This window comes from Bacillus sp. JJ1532 (assembly GCF_036965085.1).
Taxonomy (GTDB): domain Bacteria; phylum Bacillota; class Bacilli; order Bacillales; family Cytobacillaceae; genus Cytobacillus.
This window is the reverse complement of the sequence record NZ_JBALOW010000075.1, coordinates 1-19,595: the sequence shown is the minus strand read 5'-3', so window position 1 is coordinate 19,595 and position 19,595 is coordinate 1. Positions and strand designations below refer to the sequence as shown.

Annotated in this window: 22 protein-coding genes; 11 read left to right on the top strand and 11 right to left on the bottom strand. The window is 35.7% G+C overall.

The features are described 5' to 3' along the window. Positions 1–5: 5 nt before the first annotated feature. Positions 6–440, top strand: coding sequence for an SRPBCC family protein (locus V7122_RS21050; protein WP_335528848.1), 435 nt, complete (start codon positions 6–8; stop codon positions 438–440). Positions 441–798: 358 nt separating this feature from the next. Then, a complete protein-coding gene (locus tag V7122_RS21045; protein ID WP_335528846.1) occupies positions 799–1,425 on the top strand; it encodes a GyrI-like domain-containing protein in 627 nt (208 codons plus the stop codon). 327 nt (positions 1,426–1,752) lie between these two features. On the opposite strand, the gene V7122_RS21040 is transcribed toward V7122_RS21045, so the two are convergent. Genes V7122_RS21040 through V7122_RS21030 form a run of 3 tightly spaced genes read right to left on the bottom strand, consistent with a single transcriptional unit; the run spans position 1,753 to position 3,609 of the window. Then, complete coding sequence (locus V7122_RS21040) at positions 1,753–2,115, bottom strand: anti sigma factor C-terminal domain-containing protein (RefSeq protein ID WP_335347417.1); 363 nt, start codon at positions 2,113–2,115, stop codon at positions 1,753–1,755. A gap of 24 nt (positions 2,116–2,139) precedes the next feature. Continuing rightward, a complete protein-coding gene (locus V7122_RS21035) occupies positions 2,140–2,442 on the bottom strand; it encodes a hypothetical protein (protein ID WP_335347416.1) in 303 nt (100 codons plus the stop codon). 54 nt (positions 2,443–2,496) lie between these two features. Continuing rightward, positions 2,497–3,609 carry a DctP family TRAP transporter solute-binding subunit gene (locus tag V7122_RS21030; RefSeq protein WP_335347415.1) on the bottom strand — a complete coding sequence of 371 codons (1,113 nt, stop codon included), beginning with the start codon at positions 3,607–3,609 and terminating at the stop codon, positions 2,497–2,499. 92 nt (positions 3,610–3,701) lie between these two features. On the opposite strand from V7122_RS21030, the gene V7122_RS21025 reads away from it, so the two are divergent. The 5 genes from V7122_RS21025 to V7122_RS21005 all read left to right on the top strand — a co-directional run bounded on the left by V7122_RS21025 (position 3,702) and on the right by V7122_RS21005 (position 10,586). Next, complete coding sequence (locus V7122_RS21025; RefSeq protein ID WP_335528841.1) at positions 3,702–5,297, top strand: sensor histidine kinase; 1,596 nt, start codon at positions 3,702–3,704, stop codon at positions 5,295–5,297. Continuing rightward, entirely contained in the window at positions 5,294–5,977 is a 684-nt protein-coding gene (locus tag V7122_RS21020; RefSeq protein ID WP_335353516.1) for a response regulator, read from the top strand. The genes V7122_RS21025 and V7122_RS21020 overlap by 4 nt, the downstream gene beginning before the upstream one ends. Positions 5,978–6,094: 117 nt before the next feature. After that, entirely contained in the window at positions 6,095–7,366 is a 1,272-nt protein-coding gene (dctP, locus tag V7122_RS21015) for a C4-dicarboxylate transporter DctP (protein WP_335344312.1), read from the top strand. 428 nt (positions 7,367–7,794) lie between these two features. Next, a complete protein-coding gene (locus tag V7122_RS21010) occupies positions 7,795–10,167 on the top strand; it encodes a polyprenyl synthetase family protein (protein ID WP_335528839.1) in 2,373 nt (790 codons plus the stop codon). Positions 10,168–10,397: 230 nt separating this feature from the next. Next, positions 10,398–10,586: a BhlA/UviB family holin-like peptide gene (locus V7122_RS21005; RefSeq protein ID WP_335353518.1), complete on the top strand. Its 189-nt coding sequence runs from the start codon at positions 10,398–10,400 to the stop codon at positions 10,584–10,586. Positions 10,587–10,975: 389 nt separating this feature from the next. Here V7122_RS21005 and V7122_RS21000 read toward each other — a convergent pair whose 3' ends face one another. From V7122_RS21000 to V7122_RS20980, 5 genes are all read right to left on the bottom strand, one after another. Continuing rightward, entirely contained in the window at positions 10,976–11,242 is a 267-nt protein-coding gene (locus tag V7122_RS21000; RefSeq protein ID WP_335353519.1) for a VOC family protein, read from the bottom strand. Next, positions 11,242–11,388: a hypothetical protein gene (locus tag V7122_RS20995; protein ID WP_335353520.1), complete on the bottom strand. Its 147-nt coding sequence runs from the start codon at positions 11,386–11,388 to the stop codon at positions 11,242–11,244. Before V7122_RS20995 ends, V7122_RS21000 begins: the two co-directional genes overlap by 1 nt. A gap of 74 nt (positions 11,389–11,462) precedes the next feature. Then, positions 11,463–11,993, bottom strand: coding sequence for a hypothetical protein (locus V7122_RS20990; RefSeq protein ID WP_335353521.1), 531 nt, complete (start codon positions 11,991–11,993; stop codon positions 11,463–11,465). Positions 11,994–12,016: 23 nt separating this feature from the next. Beyond that, positions 12,017–12,397, bottom strand: a complete 381-nt coding sequence (locus V7122_RS20985; protein WP_335353522.1) for a hypothetical protein — start codon at positions 12,395–12,397, stop codon at positions 12,017–12,019. A 125-nt stretch (positions 12,398–12,522) separates the two neighbouring features. Next, positions 12,523–12,942: a VOC family protein gene (locus V7122_RS20980; protein ID WP_335353523.1), complete on the bottom strand. Its 420-nt coding sequence runs from the start codon at positions 12,940–12,942 to the stop codon at positions 12,523–12,525. 293 nt (positions 12,943–13,235) lie between these two features. Between V7122_RS20980 and V7122_RS20975 the strand changes: the two genes are divergently transcribed. Further along, the gene (locus V7122_RS20975; RefSeq protein ID WP_335353524.1) at positions 13,236–13,529 is read left to right on the top strand and encodes a hypothetical protein; all 294 of its coding nucleotides are present in this window, start codon (positions 13,236–13,238) and stop codon (positions 13,527–13,529) included. Positions 13,530–13,698: 169 nt separating this feature from the next. On the opposite strand, the gene V7122_RS20970 is transcribed toward V7122_RS20975, so the two are convergent. After that, a complete protein-coding gene (locus tag V7122_RS20970) occupies positions 13,699–14,088 on the bottom strand; it encodes an iron chaperone (RefSeq protein WP_335353525.1) in 390 nt (129 codons plus the stop codon). A gap of 599 nt (positions 14,089–14,687) precedes the next feature. On the opposite strand from V7122_RS20970, the gene V7122_RS20965 reads away from it, so the two are divergent. Continuing rightward, positions 14,688–15,242 (top strand): copper resistance CopC family protein, encoded by a 555-nt coding sequence (locus tag V7122_RS20965; RefSeq protein WP_335346638.1) that lies wholly within the window; start codon positions 14,688–14,690, stop codon positions 15,240–15,242. 3 nt (positions 15,243–15,245) lie between these two features. Beyond that, positions 15,246–16,337 (top strand): copper resistance D family protein, encoded by a 1,092-nt coding sequence (locus tag V7122_RS20960; RefSeq protein WP_335346637.1) that lies wholly within the window; start codon positions 15,246–15,248, stop codon positions 16,335–16,337. A gap of 388 nt (positions 16,338–16,725) precedes the next feature. On the opposite strand, the gene V7122_RS20955 is transcribed toward V7122_RS20960, so the two are convergent. Together V7122_RS20955 and V7122_RS20950 are read right to left on the bottom strand one after the other, a co-directional pair. Further along, positions 16,726–17,835, bottom strand: a complete 1,110-nt coding sequence (locus V7122_RS20955; protein ID WP_335346636.1) for a lactonase family protein — start codon at positions 17,833–17,835, stop codon at positions 16,726–16,728. Between the two features lie 211 nt (positions 17,836–18,046). Continuing rightward, positions 18,047–18,463 (bottom strand): GNAT family N-acetyltransferase, encoded by a 417-nt coding sequence (locus V7122_RS20950; RefSeq protein WP_335346635.1) that lies wholly within the window; start codon positions 18,461–18,463, stop codon positions 18,047–18,049. Positions 18,464–18,719: 256 nt separating this feature from the next. Between V7122_RS20950 and V7122_RS20945 the strand changes: the two genes are divergently transcribed. Continuing rightward, a complete protein-coding gene (locus V7122_RS20945) occupies positions 18,720–19,454 on the top strand; it encodes a DUF3888 domain-containing protein (RefSeq protein ID WP_335353526.1) in 735 nt (244 codons plus the stop codon). Positions 19,455–19,595 lie beyond the last annotated feature (141 nt).

Below are 19,595 nucleotides of genomic sequence, written 5' to 3'. Positions count from 1 at the left end.
CCAAGATGGTAGATGTACTAACGGAAATTACAATAAATTGTCCTATTTCAAAGGTATCAGAATATGCAACAAACCCTGATCACGCTCCAGAATGGTATGTCAATATACATTCTGTAGAGTGGAAAACACCAAAACCACTGACATTAGGCTCACAAATTGCTTTTAAAGCGAACTTTCTTGGCAGGGAACTTGCATATGTGTATGAAATTGTTGAATTTATTCCTGAGAAAAAATTTGTGATGAAGACAGCGAATGGTCCATTTCCAATGGAGACCATCTATACATGGCAAGCAATAGATGAAAATCATACTCGGATGACTTTAAGAAATAAAGGTAACCCAAAAGGATTCAATAAGATTATGTCCCTTTTCATGACCACTATGATGAGGAGAGCAAACATGAAGGATTTGAAAAAAATCAAAGCCATCCTTGAAAAGTAATTTGTTCGGGAAAAAATAATTTTTTGATGTAAATAAAAATTGGTATTTATGATGAATTCTAGATGTAACCGCTCTTGTACTTTTTCTTTTATCTGCACTCTCATGATTTCCTAGAGATAAGCCCGCCTAAGATGCTAAATGTTTTGATGAGGGAAACTAATACATATTGGCACCTATTGCCTCTATAATCACCGATGCAGTCTCTTTGTTATACCTGGCTCGTCATTTACAATTGAACCTTCTTTTTGTATTTTTCTAATAATAGGTTAATCTGTTTATCGATATCTGAATTGAGATTTTCAATGAAAGTGCAATACATTCATGTTGTTTCTAAAATTTTATTGCGGGAGTTTTCTAAATGAAATATGAATGGAGAAAAAACGAGAAAGATTTATATATGCCTAAGCAAAAACCTGAATTGGTCACAGTTCCAAAGCAAAACTTTCTTATGATAAAGGGAAAAGGGGATCCCAATAAAGAGGATTTTTCCGAAAGAATAGGAGTTCTTTATTCGTTAGCTTACGCTATTCGAATGATGCCGAAACAAGGATATACTCCAGACGGCTATTTCGAATATACCGTTTACCCATTAGAAGGGATATGGGATTTAACAGAAAAAGGTAGGAAAATAGAAACTTTAGATAAAAATGAATTGCTATATACGATCATGATCAGACAACCAGACTTTGTAACGGAAGAAGTTGTAGAAAGAGCGATGGAAAGGGTAAGGAAAAAGAAACCACATCCGCTGCTAAATGAGGTGACATTCGATTCAATTGAGGACGGTCTATCTGTACAAATGCTCCATTTAGGCTTTTATGATGAAGAACCACAAACTTTTGAAAGAATGAATGAGTTTTTAATCACCAATCAACTTGAAAGAGATAGTTTAACACATCGAGAAATTTATTTATCTGATTTTAGAAGGGTAGAACCGGAAAAATTAAGAACAGTTCTCAGATATAAGGTAAAGCTAAGGAAATGAATAGGTACCATAATCCTAAATTCCGTAAAAATTACTAAAAAATTTTGTTTTCAAGGTGTTTTACATTAAATTCAATTGATTTTTTATTCCCTCAGACAATTGTTTCGAGGGATTTTTAATTGGGGTATAATGTGTTTTACTTAAAGTTTAGGATTTTGCGTGTTTTTGGCAGTATTAGAAAATGAGCCTATATATACAAGAAATGCATAGAAACTTGCATATTTAAGGCTCTTTAATTGTATTCCTTGTTGTGTTAAAGCTACCCATTACTTCAAAAGGCATTACCGTTTTGTAGTAATGCCCTATACTGAGCCACTAGTGTATTCACTAAAAATTATCAATGACTTCTCCTAGTGAAGCAGCTTTGATGCTAGGCTCTTTGATTATTTCTAATATTTCATCCTTCGTCCCATAAGCAACTACCCCTAATATTTCTACATCGTCTATTTTAATATCTTTCATAGCGTTGTAAGCTTTCTTGTGTTCGCTGAAAGTACTTATTTTCAGTAACTTTAGGAACGCATCATATTCATATGCCAAATCTGTCGTTGAAGTATAAGAGTTTCTTATAGAGAAGTCTAATGCTTCATTCTCCCTAATAAACGTTGCAGACCAATCATATTCCATAGCCTCTTGTTGAAATGTGTTTAAATGGCTATTGCTATAAGTGTTTACCCAAAACCAAGTCATTTCGGGAAGCTCATTAAAAGGTAATTAACTTAGTTTGTATGGCTGATCAAAGGAGAGTGCTACCTCATATATTTTTTCCCCTTGCATACTATTAATCAGTTCTTCATCATTTTTATATTTTTTATAAGCAACCTTTGGATGAAGAAACAGCATTTCTCTCCAACCATTTTCTTTATAGGCAAATTGCCAATCCTCTCCTGTGACTCCTATGCTGCCACCTGAACCTCTTGAAATTAGAACAGATGGATTTAGTCCGAATGGATATTGTTTTTGTTCAATAACGAGCGATTTAATTTTCATGTCCTTTGAAATTTTATAATGGCTCATTCCTCCTAAAAACCTCTGGAATTCACGGGTTCATTGATATAGCCATTCGGAGTGCTAAGTCGGACATAGGCATCCCATTACTCCAGCGCTGGGCAAGGCGCTGGAGCTTCTCCCATCGAATTTATTTTTTATTTTTTGCAAGCGTTCCATCATGCTTTCTCCGATGATTGGCGAGAAATGCTGATCCACTTTTTTGAGTTTATTTCTCCACTCCGTTTCATCCTCTGGAGTTAACTCGTAAATTTGCATACTAGTATTCTCTTTTAATTGTTGAAGATTCGATTCATTCATGTCAATCGAATATTGCCAATTCCAATCTGTCGCTTCGACCATTGCTTCCCGAATGATGTCTTGAATCTCGCTCGGCAAACCATTCCAAAATTCTCGATTCATCAAGACAGCATAGCCTAAATAAGCATGGTTTGTAATCGTCATGTATTTTTGAACATGATAATATTTTTTAGAATATATATTCGAGATCGTATTTTCTTCTCCATCAATCGTTCCTTTTTCTAAATTATGATACGTTTGGTCGAAAGGGATTGGGCGGGAAGCGGCTTCGAGAACTTCATATTGCTTTTCGATCACTTTGCTAGGCATGATACGGAAAACTTGGCCCTTTACATCTGTTGGATGAATGATTGTCCCTTTCACTGTTGTCATTTGTTTAAAGCCGTTATACCAAAATGCTAAACCTTCAATATTTTGTTTTTTTAAGTCGGCAAATAAAGCTTCGCCAATCTCTCCTTCATACGCTTCTTTAACCGCTTCATTTGAGGAGAAGGCATAAGGCAAATCTAATACGAGCCATTCAGGAGAGAGCGTTCCTAATTTAGATGTTGACGGAGCAATCATCTGTACTTGTCCAGATTGAAGGGCATTCAGCTCACCTTCGTCAGAAAAGAGTTCGGCATTTGGAAAGACAACGACTTTGACTCTATTATTTGATTTCTTTTGAACAAGGTCAGCAAACCGCCCTGCTGCAAGCCCCTTTGGTGTATTTTCTGACACAACATGACTAAAACGAATGATTATTTGCTCCTTCATTCCCGTCTGCTCATCATCAAAGGGAACTTCTTTCATGAAGTGAAGACCGCTAGATCCGAAAAGGTAAGCTGCACTAAATCCTGCTATAATAAAAATAAATATTCCGAACAGCTTCTTCATCTATACACCTCGAATGTTTTCTATTATTCTAATTAAATAATAAAACGACTAATTGTACAACATTGTATGTCTTGAATAAAGGGGGGAAGCACATGTCGCTTAAGCGGCTGCCGATTCGTTCCAAAATTACATTATTATCATTCAGCATCGTCTTTTTTTCTTTATTGCTCGGCGGCCTTATTTTAATAGGAAATATTGTGGAGCTTGAGGAAGAAGAGTATGGAAAAAGAGCGATGATTACGGCAAAAACCGTCGCTCAGCTTCCAGATGTCATTCGCCATGTTACTGAACCAAATGGATGGATTGAAATGGATCCTACTATTGAAAAAATCCGCAATATTAATAATGCGGATTATGTGACCGTCTTAAATATGGAAAGGATTCGTTACTCACATCCTGTAAAGGACATGTTAGGAACAGTTTCAAAAGGAGAAGATGCTGGTCCTGCTTTTGCAGAGCATTCCTATCTTTCAAAAGCTAAAGGTGAAGTAGGAATGGCTGTACGTGCCTTAGCTCCAATAAAAAATGACCAATTAGAGCAAGTAGGGGTCGTTGTTGTTGGGAATGTATTACCGACGATGTTTGAAACATTACTATCACTAAAAAATGAGATTCTATTCATTATGTTTTTGACCCTTCTGCTTGGCGTAATAGGTTCATTTTTCCTTGCCAAACATATTAAACAGCAAATGTTTCAGCTTGAGCCTTATGAAATCGCTCGTCTTCTTGAAGAGCGTACAGCAACGTTTCATGCGATGCATGAGGGAGTCATCGCAATTGATAAGCATGAAATGATCACGATCTTTAATGATAAGGCAAAAAAAATGATGAATGTCCACGGGGATGTTATTGGGAAAAACATTTGGGATGTGATCCCGGACACGAGGCTGCCAGAAATCCTTGAACTAGATAAACCAGTATTTAATCAGGAAGTCCAAGTCCGAGGGAACGTGATTATGAGCAATCGTGTCCCGATTAAAGTGAATAAGCAGTTAGTTGGGGCGGTCGCTATTTTTCAAGATCGTACAGAGACGACGAAAATGGCGGAGGAATTGACTGGGGTAAAGGAATTTGTAGAAGCGTTAAGAGTACAAGCCCATGAGCATTCTAATAAGCTTCATACGATTGCAGGATTAATTCAACTAGGAAATAATGAACAGGCACTAAAGTATATCTTTCAATTAGATGAGGAACAAGGGAGTTTCGCGAGATTTTTAAATGAGAATATTCTTGATGATAATCTTGCTGGTTTATTGCTTGGGAAAGTAAGCCGCGGAAAAGAATTAGGGATTGAAATAGTCATTGACCGGAAAAGCCATTTAAGTCGTTTTCCGAAGCATTTAGATCATCATGATTTCGTTGTCATACTCGGAAATTTAATTGAAAATGCGATTGCTGCCTTAAAAACAGCCGAACATCGAGAAAGAAGGATTGATATTAGTATTGAACAGGATGATGAATTATGTGCTATTCTTGTTGAAGATAATGGGCACGGGATTAGTGAAACAGAGATGCACCGAATATTTGAAAATGGGTTTTCTACGAAAAAAGGATTTGGTTTAGGTCTTCATCTCGTAAAACAGATTGTGGAAAAAGGAAAAGGGGAATTAAATGTAGTTTCTCATCAAGGAGAAGGGGCGAGTTTTTTTATTAGTTTTCCAATGAATGGATTGGAGGAGAAAGAATGATTACCGTTCTAATCATTGAAGATGATCCGATGGTGCAAGAAGTGAATAAGCAATTTGTCATGAAAATAGAAGGATTTAAAGTAATCGGAGTAGCAAGCAATGGGATGGAAGGTCTCCAAAAAATAAGGGAGCATTCACCCGATCTTGTTATTCTCGATGTGTTTATGCCAGAGCAGGATGGACTCGAGACCCTTCAGCAAATTCGCAGCCAGCAAGAAAGTGTCGATGTGATTATGGTAACAGCGGCGAATGACCATGAAACAGTGAAAATGGCTCTCCAAAATGGAGCCTTTGATTATATTATTAAGCCGTTTCAATTCGATAGGATCCAGAAGGCTTTAGAAAAATATAAAATTTATCACTCAAAGGTTAAAAATGAGCTGTCGTTATCTCAGCAGCAGCTTGACGAGTTTCTGCATTCCCCCTCCACATCGAAGAAGTTAAATAATGTAAATGATTTGCCAAAAGGACTGAATGAAGTTACATATAGGCAAATTATTGCCTATTTACATGAACAAGAATTAGCTAAATCCTCTGAGGAAGTAGCCGATGGGGTGGGCATTGCCCGCGTGACGGCTCGCCGCTATCTTGAATATTTAGTGAAGCTCGGTGAAATTAAAATTGAATTAAAATATGGCGGTGTTGGCAGGCCTGTAAATCGATATTCCATCATTAAATAAACGCTCTAGAGACCAAAAAGACCAAAATGTCCAAAATGTTCAAAACCTTCTCACATCCCTTTGAAAACGTTATCATGAAAAAAACAAGATTGATACGTTTGAGAAGGAGGAGAAAAAATGAAGAAGGTCTTTAAAAACTTAACAGTTCAAGTAGTTATTGCCATCATCTTAGGTGTGATTGTCGGCTTAGTTTGGCCGGAAGTCGGAAAATCAGTGAAGCCATTGGGAGATACCTTTATTAAAGGGGTTAAAATGGTTATTGCCCCAATTATTTTTCTAACTATCGTTCTCGGAATTGCAAAAATGGGCGATATGAAAAAGGTTGGAAAAGTTGGCGGGAAGGCTTTTATCTATTTTGAAATTGTCACAACGCTAGCACTCGTAATTGGTCTATTTGTCGTTAATATTATCAAGCCAGGTGCGGGACTGAATTTTGATAAGATGCAAAAAGGGGATGTCTCTCAATATACAACTGGTGACGGCGGAAAAATTGATTGGATCGACTTTATTACAAATATTGTTCCATCCAATATGTTTGATGCGTTTGCCAAAGGGGATATTCTTCAAGTTTTATTTTTCTCCATTCTTTTCGGGGTTGCATTAACAGCTCTTGGGGAAAAAGGCAAGCCGATCATTGATTTCTTTGATAAAATTTCGCATGTTTTCTTTAATATTATCGGTTATATTATGAGAGCTGCTCCGATCGGTGCTTTTGGAGCAATGGCATTTACGATTGGAAATTATGGCATTGCTTCAATGAAGCCTCTTGCTATGTTAATGTTGTCCGTTTATGCAACAATGGCATTATTTATATTTGGGGTCTTAAATATCATTTGTAAAATGTATGGATTCAGCTTATTTAAGTATTTAAAATTCATTAAAGAAGAGCTATTAATCGTTCTAGGCACGAGTTCATCTGAATCCGTTCTTCCACGAATGATGGATAAAATGGAGAAGTTCGGCTGCTCGAAGTCAGTCGTAGGACTTGTCATTCCAACAGGATATTCATTTAATCTTGATGGAACTTCTATTTATCTCTCTATGGCTGTAGTGTTTCTTGCTCAGGTTTTCCAAGTTGATTTAAGCGTCGGACAGCAAATTACGATTATTTTAATCTTAATGTTAACTTCTAAAGGGGCGGCAGCTGTTACGGGGGGCGGATTTATCGTTCTTGCTTCAACGCTAACGGCTATGCAGATCATCCCAGTTGAGGGTCTGGCCTTATTACTTGGAGTGGACCGCTTCATGAGTGAAGGTCGAGCCATCACAAACCTAATTGGAAACGGTATTGCAACAATTGCTATTGCTAAAAGCGAGAAGGAATTCGATGAAACGAAACAACAACAAGCGATTATTGAATTAAATACGAAAAACAAAGTAGCCGTTTAAATAGTTATGGAAAAAGCCCTTGAAATCTATGCAAGGGCTTTTTGTAATGTCTAGCTCCAGCGCCTACCCCCGACATACAGGACGTACTAGTGTCGACTATGCGACAGGACATGCATCAATTAATTGCCAGATACTGATTTTGCGGAATGATATGGGGAAAATGTTGAAAATCCTCTTCGAAAAGTAGAATGTTATATAGTCCTAATACAAATTGATTTTTAAGATTAAGAAATGGATGTAAACTAGAAATTGAAGCGAGTTATAGAAAAACATTGCAGTTCAATTAAAAGTCTACATTTAGATTTCTGATGATAAAAGATGTTATTTTTGCTTTGCATTTTGTTAGTTTTAAAGAATAATGCTCAGATTAAAATATTGGTTGGATTATATAGCATATATATAAGAAAACATGAATCAGAGGTAATGGTATGAATGAGGAGTTAAGGAAAAAAGCCGATGCAAGTTATCGGCTGGCTGAGCAAAAGGCAGCTGAATATTTTCAATCACTTTATGAGCAAGTCAGGCAAAAGATTTATGTATCTACCTTGATAAAAGATATACAATCCTGGAAACAAGATCATATTCATCATCATTCATTATTATCCTTATTTTCGCGTAGAAAGGGAAAACCTGATTCTCGGGATTATCACAGTTATATCAAGTGGCTGGATTACACAGGTAAACTAGATCATTATCTGGATCGAAGCATCTCCTATATTTTCTTGCGGGATCTGGGCAAAAGGTTGGACTCATCTGACACAAAGACTAGGGTTCGGCGTGTTGTGGACAATTTAAAAAGTCATCTGACAACAGACCGAGGAGACAAAACGGAGATGTTTAGCATGGCCCGGTTATACCGGATGGCCCAGAAGGAAGGCATTGAATCCACGATGATCTGGTTGATGAACAAACTAAAGACTGTATCCTCCAATATTCCAAAGGGGATGGATGCGGAGCAAGCTCAGCGGAAACTTATTAAAATCATTGCTGGGGTATTGATGCACGAGATTGAAGAAATGGGCGATGAGATATCGCCTCAGGAACGTAGTCAAAAACTTGATAAGGCAATGAGGCTAGGCTATTCTTATGGGCTGACTTATCCCTTCATTGACGATCTGCTGGATTCAGGAATCTTATCCGATAAGGAGAAAAAACAATATTCCGATTTGATACGTACTACACTTATTACAGGATCTGTGCCGAAATTGGGCGAATGGACAGGAAAAAACAAGGGATTGATTCGATTTATTCATTCGGAACTTAAAGCTGCTTTCGAGTATATCAAGGCCCATCAGCGACAAGCGACAATAAGTTCATTTTTCGAGCAATCCTATGTGTTTTTTAATTCCCAAGAAGTGGATCGTGTAAAGGATCTATCAAATGCCAATTACACCAATGAAGAGCTTTATATACCAATCATTTTAAAATCTTCTTCTTCAAGATTGATTGTCCGCTCAGTCCTTAGTGCTCCAGAGGATGAGGGATTTGACAACAGAACATTTTTTTATGGCATTTACAATCAGCTGGCTGATGATTTTGCAGATATGTTTGATGACATGAAGGACGGTGCAGTAACACCCTATACCTATTATTTGAAATATCATGATAAACGTCCAGATCTTATCAATCCCTTTGAATTATACTGGACGGTCATCTCCCATTTGATCCATAACGTGTATCATTCAGATACAATGACTCGTGAGGTGATGTTGGATCGTGCAATAAATAGCCTGAAACGATTTAAAGTGCGAATAGGCACAAAGAAATACAACGAGGTTATGGAGTTATTTGCTTCTGGAAATCCAAAGTTCAATCGGATCATTCAAAAAATGGTTCGAAAAGCGGATGATGTGGATTTCTTTGATAAACTGCTTAGAGATCAGATGATTACCCATCTGAAAAATGAAAGTAAAGAGCGAGAAGGATTTTTAGATACGATCGATACCGTTCGCAATCAGATCAACAACATCTTACATATTCCTAAAAACGATTATGATTCTATTATGCAAGATCCAATCATTGATGCTGCAAATTACAGTCTGGAAGGCGATGGAAAGCGATTGAGGCCTATATTGACTTGGGTCATGGGCGTTAACGAATATGGATTAAAAAGTTCAGCAATCGTTCCGCTTCTGAGATCATTGGAATATATGCATACCGCATCCCTAATCTTCGATGATCTGCCATCCCAGGATAATGCGTCCATCCGCAGGGGACGACCAACCCTTCATCAGGTGTATAACATTGCTATAACAGAATTAACCGGTCTATTTCTAACCCAGAAGGCAATCCGGGAGCAAGCATCACTTGACCAATTCGATTCAAAAACGGTGCTTGCCCTGATTCAATATTCGGCCCAAATGACAGAGGATATGTGTAAAGGACAGGCGATGGACTTGGATTCAAAAGGGAAACCATTGACACTGGAACAATTGAATATGATGAGCTTTTATAAAACTGGGATCGCATTCGAAGCGTCCCTCATCATGCCTGCCATGCTCGCCCAAGCAAAGCAGTTGGAAATAGAAGCTTTGAAAAAATTCGCCTATCATGCCGGAATTGCGTTTCAAATTAAGGATGATCTGCTTGATGTTGAAGGAGATCTGGTCAAACTCGGAAAACCCATTGGCAAAGATAAGGAAAACAACAATTCGACTTTTGTGTCCATCCTAGGTGTTGTTGGGGCTAGAAAAGAAATGTGGGAACATTACTGTCTTGCCATGGAAGTGTTGAAAGAGGTGCCGCGCAATACCACTTTTCTGAAGCATTTATTGAATTATATTGTGAATAGGGACCGTTAAGAAGAAGGGGGATACGAAGTAGTGAGAGTAGGTAAACGGCTGCATTAATTGTGGCTGCGATCACTATTCAAGCCATGTGAAGTGCTGCTCACTACTCGTAAGAAAAGATTAAAACAGATATAAGTAAAGAGCCTCCCTATTAAGGAAAGGCTCTTTATCATAATTGGAAAGAATAAATGTTTATTTTACCAAGCCAAATCTGATAAAATTTCATAGAGGAGGGATAAATTATGAACATCAATCTAGGTGATATACTTTTTCAGGCTTTTAGCTTAATATGGGTATTTCTTTTTATTGTTCTAATGGTTTATGTAATAAGGTTTTTTAAGAATAAAAAACAAGAGAGCCAAAAAATTGTGACTTTAGAAAAGAAACTTGATAGGATTATTGAATTACTTGAAAAGGATAAGAGGGAATAATAAAAAAGCTTTAAAAAATATCCCCAATGGATCTTATTAAGCCCCTTAGCAACCAGAAAATTAGTCTTATAGGGAATAATATCAATTCCGGTATCCAAAATAGCACGTCAAGAAAAAAGTCTAATACGTTATAATGATCGCTACTCTTTCTGCTTTTTCTTGTTTTGCTTTTCTTCCGCTGCCACCATTCCTTCATTTATATCATCCCACCTTTTGATTTCCTACAAAAACGAATCATGTATTTGGTAATTAAAAAATTCTAATAATGGAGTATGTTTTATATTATTAGGGATATTGAAGAAAAGCGCCTGATTGTGGAATATCATAAATACATGTTTAGTTAAAATAACGCACTCGTTAGCTTAATAAGAGAGTTAGCTTTCTATTTCTTACTCTTTCGGCATTTTGCTCATATCCATATACAACACATTCCAGCGGTGACCATCTAAATCAGCAAAACCGCAGCCGTACATCCAACCTTGGTTCTCCGAGGGCTCACCAAAAATTGTACCTCCAGCCTTTACTGCCCTCTTTGCTATTTCATCTACTTCTTCTTTGCTCTCTGCATCAATGGATAATAATACTTCAGTAGCTTGTTTTGTATCGACTATTTCATGTTTGGTAAAATTTTTGAAAGTGGAAACAGGAAAAAGCATTACGGTAGCATTATTATTTCCGATGACAATTGCACTTGATCGCTATTGCCAAGTGGTGTATTAGTTGAAAATCCAAGTTTGCTATAAAACTCTTTTGATTTATTTGTATCTTTAACTGGCAAGTTGATCCAAAATTGTTTTGTCATAGTTATTTCTCCTTTTTTCATTTAATTCTACCCGTTACATTAATATATAATACTTTCTTTACTAACCCATTCTCCTAATTTGTACCTACATACTTAAATTCTTCGTTATTCCCAAAAAGAAAAACAATTTCATACTTTCTCTCACTACCATATTGGTCATAACCATAAAGGAAATAGCCGACTTGTGTATTTTCAGATTGTGGGAGATAAAATTGTAAATACATAGGTAATCCAGCAATTTCTTTTGGAAAATACCGTTCTATTGGAGAGTCATTCAGTTTAGCAAAATAGATCTTTTCATCAATAACCTCAAAATTAACATCAAATTCACTTCTTAATTTATCGAATTCGTTATTTGCTATATGCTTCAAGATTAACCTTGATTTATGGTCAAACTTTGAAAGATTGCTAAAAGCGTCTGTTAATTTCGTTCTTTCTTTATTCAATTCATCGTTAATTAATCTATGCTCTTCTTTTAGTTTACTAATCTCCATATCTTTCTCTTCAAGCTGAGCTTCGTATTCCATATCATATTTATCATCTGAACATGCAGATAAAAAAATTAGAATCAGCACAATTCCCAACAATAGAATAAACCGTTTCATTTTATCAACTCCATTGAAATATCTTAACTTGATAGTTCCATAAAGAATTTTCTAATATCCTCTGGTAATTCTTCTACTGCATGAATTTTTAACTTTGCAGTTCCTGGTGAAGTCATAATTACATAAGACTTTTCGTTAAACTCAAAAAGTGTGAATTGTCCTACTCTATTAGCTGTATTCTCTTGAATATAGTTAAAATCCTCTCTTGAAAAATTACTTTCATAACCGTCTAAGAATAGCTTTTGAACTTCCTTAAAGCTGTCTGAAAAAGTTAATTCTTGATACAATTCAAGTGAGTTTTTAGGTTTAAAGAAATTTACATAATAGAATAATCCACCAGCTATTATTAATATGATTACCAAGTAAATAATCCAATCTTTTAGCGTTCTTTTCTTTGTAATCATCGAATTTTCTCCCCCATTTAACTTCAAATCTACTGCCCCTTTAGTACAATAACTTCAACAAAAAAGCGTTTATCCCTTCTTGGATCAACGCACCCGATAGCACAACAATAAATAACAGTTCCTGATTATTGTGAGATTAAATATTTTTCTTTGAAAATTGGACTCAGCTCACTCCATACATCGAATTTATTCCCATCTATATCGTAAAAAACAAAATTCCTTCCAGAGTGACCTCTGTTTTCAATTTCTCCAACTTTAATCCCTTTACCTATAAAATCCCTATGTATTGTTTCAAAAGCAACTAAACCATTCACTTCAAATGTTAAAGAAAAACATTCCTCACCATAAATATCAATAAAATTGGAACTTTGATGTTCTTTTGATTTAACAAGAAAAATGCTTTGGTTTGCAAGATTTAAAATTGCTTTATCTTCATCTTTATAGCTTAATTCAGCATCTAATTTATTTACATACCATTCAGATGATAGTTCCACATTAGTTACTGGAATATATGTGGTTCCGACCCTTAATAATTTCTCACTCATTAAAAATCACTCTCCCAAATTCTGATGAGTAAACAATTCCCTCTCTTTATATGTTTCTCCTTTAATCGACTCCATAATTTTCATAATTGAACTAACTTGCCCCTTTGGTGAAAAAGCGACTGTTCTTGTTGAACAATCGCTACCCGTTAGAAGAAAAAATGGCTGCCGATAAGACAACTATATCTTGAACCAACATATAGTGAGTAAAACTACTTCAGCTGGGTAGTATATGTTTGGGATGGTGTGTTTTCATCATTAGCATATTCCCCATTAATAAACAAGGAAGTGAATAGATGAATCAGAGTAACGAACGCAATAACTTTGGTGGAAATATAGAAGAAAGTGGCAACAATCAAGCTGGTAGTAATGCTAATCAAGATGCGAGTGACTTTGGTGAAGCAGCAGGAATTTTTAATGGAGCCGTTGCGGGTGCTATGATAGGTGCTCCATTTGGACTAATTGGTACTGTAATAGGCGGTGTTTCAGGCGGTGCTATTGGTAACCAGATCGTAGAGGGGGCTGAAGTCGATGACAAAACAGCTTCCACAAATCGTGATGAGAGCAATAATAATTCTATAAATAAGTAGCAGGCACTTTACAAAAATGTATTTGTGTTAATCCCACCAAAAAAGGACCGTCAAAAAGACAGTCTTTTTTTTCACTAAAGCACTCGTTCGTTTAAGTACATTTCTGCACAATCTTTATCTTCTTGATATTGGAAAGAAAGCGACTCTCCTTCTAATTTTAACAATGAAATTATTTCTTCTTTTTTATTTTCTCTTCAGCCTTTCTTTTGTTTTCTTCAACTCTAAATTTTACGATTTTACTAATTAATTCATAAGGGATGGGTTTTCCTATAGGAAATTGCACTGCGCCTTTCGATGTCTTATATCCCGATAATTCCTGTTTAAATGTATTAATTCCGCTTGCAGTTGGATAAAGCCCTATATGGTTTTTGAATGCAGCAAAATGTACCAAATTTCCATTTAAAGCAAAAGTAGGAATTGCATAACTTATTTTTTCCTCAGCATTTGGCGCAGATTCCTTTATAACCTTTCTTATTGTTTTTAGTATTTCTTGAATCTCTTGAGGATATTGTAAAATATATTCATCAATTGATTTCGGAATAGTGGTTTGTTGTTCCATTGTATTTCTCCTTTTCATAAAAAGGTTTTTATAGTATTTCAAAACATTTTATCATAAGGCTCTGTTAACGTTTAATGTTGATATTATAACGAGAAAAAATAGAACATCCAATTATTTGGAAGTTCTATTTTTCGTAGTATGGTCTTATTCAACTATAGCACCCTTTAGCACAATAACCTCATTCCTACAAATGTATCTTTTAATGACTCGTATTATCTGGTAATTCTTCAACCACAAGAATTTTTAACCTTCAGTTCTTGGAGAAGTCAAGAGTCAAAATCTTCTTTTGTAAAATTGTCTTCATTGCCGTCTAATATAAGTTTTTGTACTTCCTCAAAATCATTTGCAAAATGCAATTCCTAATAGGTGATAATGTTCGTTGAGTTCTTCTGAATGTATTTTAGTCTCTTACTCCACCAACACTAATTCCAGGAGCATTTATAATGAAAATTTGATACAGTAGTTGGGTGATCGCTAAATTTCCTTTATTTTACAAATGTTACTTCATACAAAAATCACATTTTTGTAATATACTAATTGATGAAAATGAATAGTAATATTTATTTTATATTTTAGAGGGAAGTTTAGGAGGATTTATTTTGAAACGTATTTTTACCGCAGCAGCAGTTTTACTAGCAATGTCTATTTCTACTAGTGCGTTTGCTCACTCGCATATAGGAGGATCAAATCCAGCAGATGGTGATGTTGTAACGGAACCATTAAAAGAAATAGTTCTTGAATTTGATGGTAAAATTGAACAAGGTAGCTTTATTGATGTAAAAACGGAAGAGGGGAAAGCAATCGAACTACAAGATATTATTATTGGTGATGGTACATTAACAGGTACTGTTGCTGAGCCACTTCCAAATGACGAATATCAAGTAAATTGGAGTATTATTAGTGCAGACGGTCACCCATTAGAAGGTGAATTCTCATTTACTGTAAATGCGCCAGTTCCTGAATCTGTGGAAGAAGTAACAAAGGAACCGTCAGAAACAACTGAATCAGCTGAGCAATCGACAGAAAATCAAGAAAAAGCAGCTTCAGCGGATGAAGTGGAGAAAGAATCATCTTCTATGACAGCTATTCTTATTGTTCTTTTAGTTATCATAGTAGCAGGTGGTTTCTTCTTACTTACTAAAAGAAAGAAATAATAAATGGGTATATTAGTAATTATTAGTCAGGCACTTTTATATTTATGCTTTTCGGTCTTAGTAGGAAGTTTTTTTCTTCTCCTTGTCCCAAGGAAATATCGTCCTGATATAAAAATTCCAAAGCGCTTATTACTTATTAGCGCCATTATGCTACCTGTTTTCGCATTTATTCCTGTACTTGATATTACGTTATATATTGCTCCACGTTTAGGTTTATTTGAATCGTTAATAATTGTTTTAACAACCTATACAATTGGGACTGCATGGGATTTTACCCTTCTCGTTTCTAGTGTATTAATACTATTAATTGCCTTGGCGAAATCTACTGAAAAGAACATTTTCTCTATTTTAGGAGCATTTCTAACATTTGGATTAATATTAACAGTTGCTTGGTCAAGCCATGCGAGTGCTGTTGATCCAATTATAGGAATTATCAGCGACTTTATTCATTTAGCAGCTGTCAGTGTTTGGGTTGGAATTCTACTTATGATTGGCTGGTGTTCGCTCAATCATAAAAATTGGCTTGAATTTTTAAGCTGGTTTTCCCAGGTTGCTTTTGGCTGTTTAGTTGCTACAATTCTTAGTGGTGTTTTCTTGATGGATATAATGGTCGATGGGTATATTGGTTCATGGCTGGTTTCATATGGACAAGGGTTATTAATGAAACATTTATTCCTACTGCCACTTGTTTTTTATGCATTAGTGAATGGTTTCATTGTAAAATATAAAATTTCAAAAGATGCTACATTCAATCCAATCCCTTGGATTCGTGTAGAAGGCTTTATTTTATTTACAATCTTTACAATTACAGCAGTTTTTTCGCAACAATCACCGCCTCATGGGAATTATTTAACGGGTGATGCGATATCACCTTTATTCAGTCTATTTCACGATGGCATAATCGATTCTGATACTACAATTGGCTTTTTTGTGAACTTAAATACAGTATGGTTCTTTTTTCTTTCTATTCTATTTATGGGGTTAATTGTATTATCATTTTTAAAAAAAGCATCGATTATTATATCTTTTCTTTTTAGTTGCTTATTTGTAACGAGTATATACTTTATGATAATGGTTACTGTGATAATTCGCTAAAAAGAGTGTGACTCAAAAAGTCGCACTCTTTTTTTATTTTCAATTCTGGATATTTTTTAAGTAGTTTTAATAAATAGTGGTAAACAATGACTCCAAATAATTTCCTTCTTAAAAAATTCACCTCATCATTTAGTAAACTTAATAATGACATCAAATTTTTTCAATTGGTGCCACTGTAAATTTTCCATATTGATATAAACTAGTTAGTTTATTACTGAGCGCTGGATGTCCTTCGCTTTTCCCTTACTATAATGAGCTCAAGTACATTTTTTCACAATCTTGCTGGCAATTATGTTGTCTCATAACAAAAGCCACCAGTAAATCGGTACCTTGTTTTTAACAACTCCCGTATTTTTCTATTCCACCCAGTAAGGTGAACCCAAATGAATCACAGAACTGCTAAACCTTGTGACCCAAAGTAAGGAAAATTAGTCCATGCAGCAACCTGCAATCTTGCTAAACTACCATCCTTTTGAATATTAAATACTGACACTGTTCCTTGATTTCCGTTAAGGGTGTAAAAATGCCGTCCATCTTTACTCACTCCAACATCCATCGGCAGGCCTGGTGCTGTACCTGGCGGTGTACTGGTAATATGCCTTACCACCGACAGTGCTCCATTGGGATCAATTCGGTAGGTGGAGATGGTGCCGCTTAAGGTGTTGGTAGTATATGCAAAACGTTCATCCCTCGTTGTTACAACCCAACAAGCAGTCTGATATCCGTTTGGTACAGAGCCGCTAATCACATGAAGGATACCATCGTTGCTCAATGAATAAGATGACAGTGCATTTGAAACTGCTTCTGTAACTAAGAGGATTCCAGACGATAGAAAATAAACTCCCAATGGTCCTTGACCATAAGAATCATTAACGATTGGTCCTGTAACCGTACCATTTTTATTTACAGGGAATACACTGATATGGTTTGATGTAAGCTCAGAGACAACGATTTTACTGCCATCCGGAGTGAAGAGAACCTGCGCCGGTTGAGCATTGAAGGTACTGAGAGAATGGGTGGATCCTGGAATAGGAGTAAGGCTTCCGTTATCATCTATGTGAAAGCCAGTGATATTTGATGCAAAATTGTTTGCGGCATTACCTACATTGGAGACATAGAGAAGATTACCAAACACATCTACGCTATTGGGCTGAGCACCTCCTGATGGCTTTATATCCACGAGTACAGGTGCCCCGCTGTCGGTTATGATGAAACTACTGATACTATGGCTGCCTGCGTTAACTGCAATTAGAAAACGTCCATCACGGGACAAAGTTAGGGCCCCTTGTGACGCTAGGGGATCGACGCCATCATTTGCTGTTGCAGTGGAAACTTCCTTTGTACCAGTACCTCTTCCATAAGTTGGGTAGGAACCCACAAAGGTGAGCATTCCATTCATGTCCATGTAATAGGCAATGATTTGATTCATTACTTCATTATTGGTCATCATGTACACCATACTCGCACGTGCACGAAAATAATTGTTCATTATCTGCATTTTATGACCCTCCTCCTTTCCTAATTTTATATGGTTCTGTTGTCATTATAATTCCCCAATTCATTAAGAAGAGCACATTTCCTGCTCTAGAAATGCGCCCGATTATGGAATAATCAACAACTCTTCTATTAGCTGATATTGAGAAATAAGGAAAGCACAGTTATTTGTATGCCTATTTCACATAATCTCCGTTATCGGAAGTGAAGATTTTCTATTTGACGGTTTTTCTCATGAAGTTAATATCACCAATTTCTTTATTGAATCCCCATTTTTCATAAAAAGATATTTTGTCAGATTTACAATACAATTCAAAGTGTTGCACAGATTGAAGTTTAGGGTGTGTCGTTACTTGATCTAACAATATTCGTCCCAAACCTTTTCCTTGATACTCTTCATGGATAATAACATCGAAAATTAAGGCTTTATAGACAAAATCTGAAAGAACACGTATAAAACCAATGAGTCTATTAGTTTTATTTTCACATATTCCAATGAGGATGTCTGTGTTTTCAAGCATTACCAACACGTCTTCAAACTTTCGGTTATCTGTCCACCATTCTTGTTGGTATAATTCGTAGAGTTCTATGATTTGTTGTTCATCTAGTGTTGAGATGATATTGTAATTCATGTATGTTTCATTCCCTTCAAAACATAAATATATATTTATATATATCATTCACTTTTCAGGTGTACAAATCCTTTTTTGCGATGTTTTACTATGTCAACTATTACGCTCTCTCAATTGTGCTTGATGCTACATAAAAAAGTTGGGGTTAATGCAACCTCTTCCTCAATTAAATGGCCCTTTTCTGGAACAAGTTTTTTGCCCTGAGTAAAAAATAAATTCACCTCTGTTGTCACATATATTATGGAGGTGATTGAATATGAGACCAAAGTTATCCGCTATTTCTGTAATTACTGTACTTCTTATGAGTATTTTTATGCCTTGCACAGCCCATGCAACTGTACAAAAAGGCAACAATGGTAGTATGAATTTCGATATTGACTTAACAGGTTATCTACTCTATGGATTTGGTGATTTTAATCAGCTGGGTTATAAAATAACACCACTTGCCCAATTATATTTTACAATTATTCAGTTGGAAGAAGAATGGATTGATGAACCACGACTATATATCAAGGGTAACAAAGGTTATGTTCACCTTTGGAAAGAAGATGGAACTAATGTACTTTATACTGTTGAAAAACAAACAAGTGGCCCATTAAAAGATAGGTGGAAAATTGTTGATGTTAAAAGAAAGAAAATTAACCGAATACCAGTTCCAAAACAATTACTTAAAGAAGCATTGATTGAACGCTTAGTTGACCCAATAAGTAAAGCTATTGAAACATATTATAAACCTAAACTGTGGGATCGGGGATTCGAGGAAATCCTTAAAATAGAGAGAGATGAGACAAATTTCAACTTAAATGTAACTGTTCAAGTTCAAACTTTTGAGGGGGCACATAATCCACCTTATGGTGAAGAAACAATTATTTTTCAAATTCAAGGTAGCCATATTAAGGTTGTTGATTATAAACATAGAGACATTCCAAAAGAAGAATGGACTAAGATAGAATTAAGAAATAATTCTTATAAGAAAACAAAGCAGCAATAAAAAAAATTTGGGGACTCAAGACCTGTCACTTTGCCTGATAATTTACACTTATTTCATGTGCTATTTTGCACATCCAGCTTTAAAACCAGCTATTTTTTCATGTGAATATTAACTCGGTTTTTTTCCCTTAGACATTTTTTC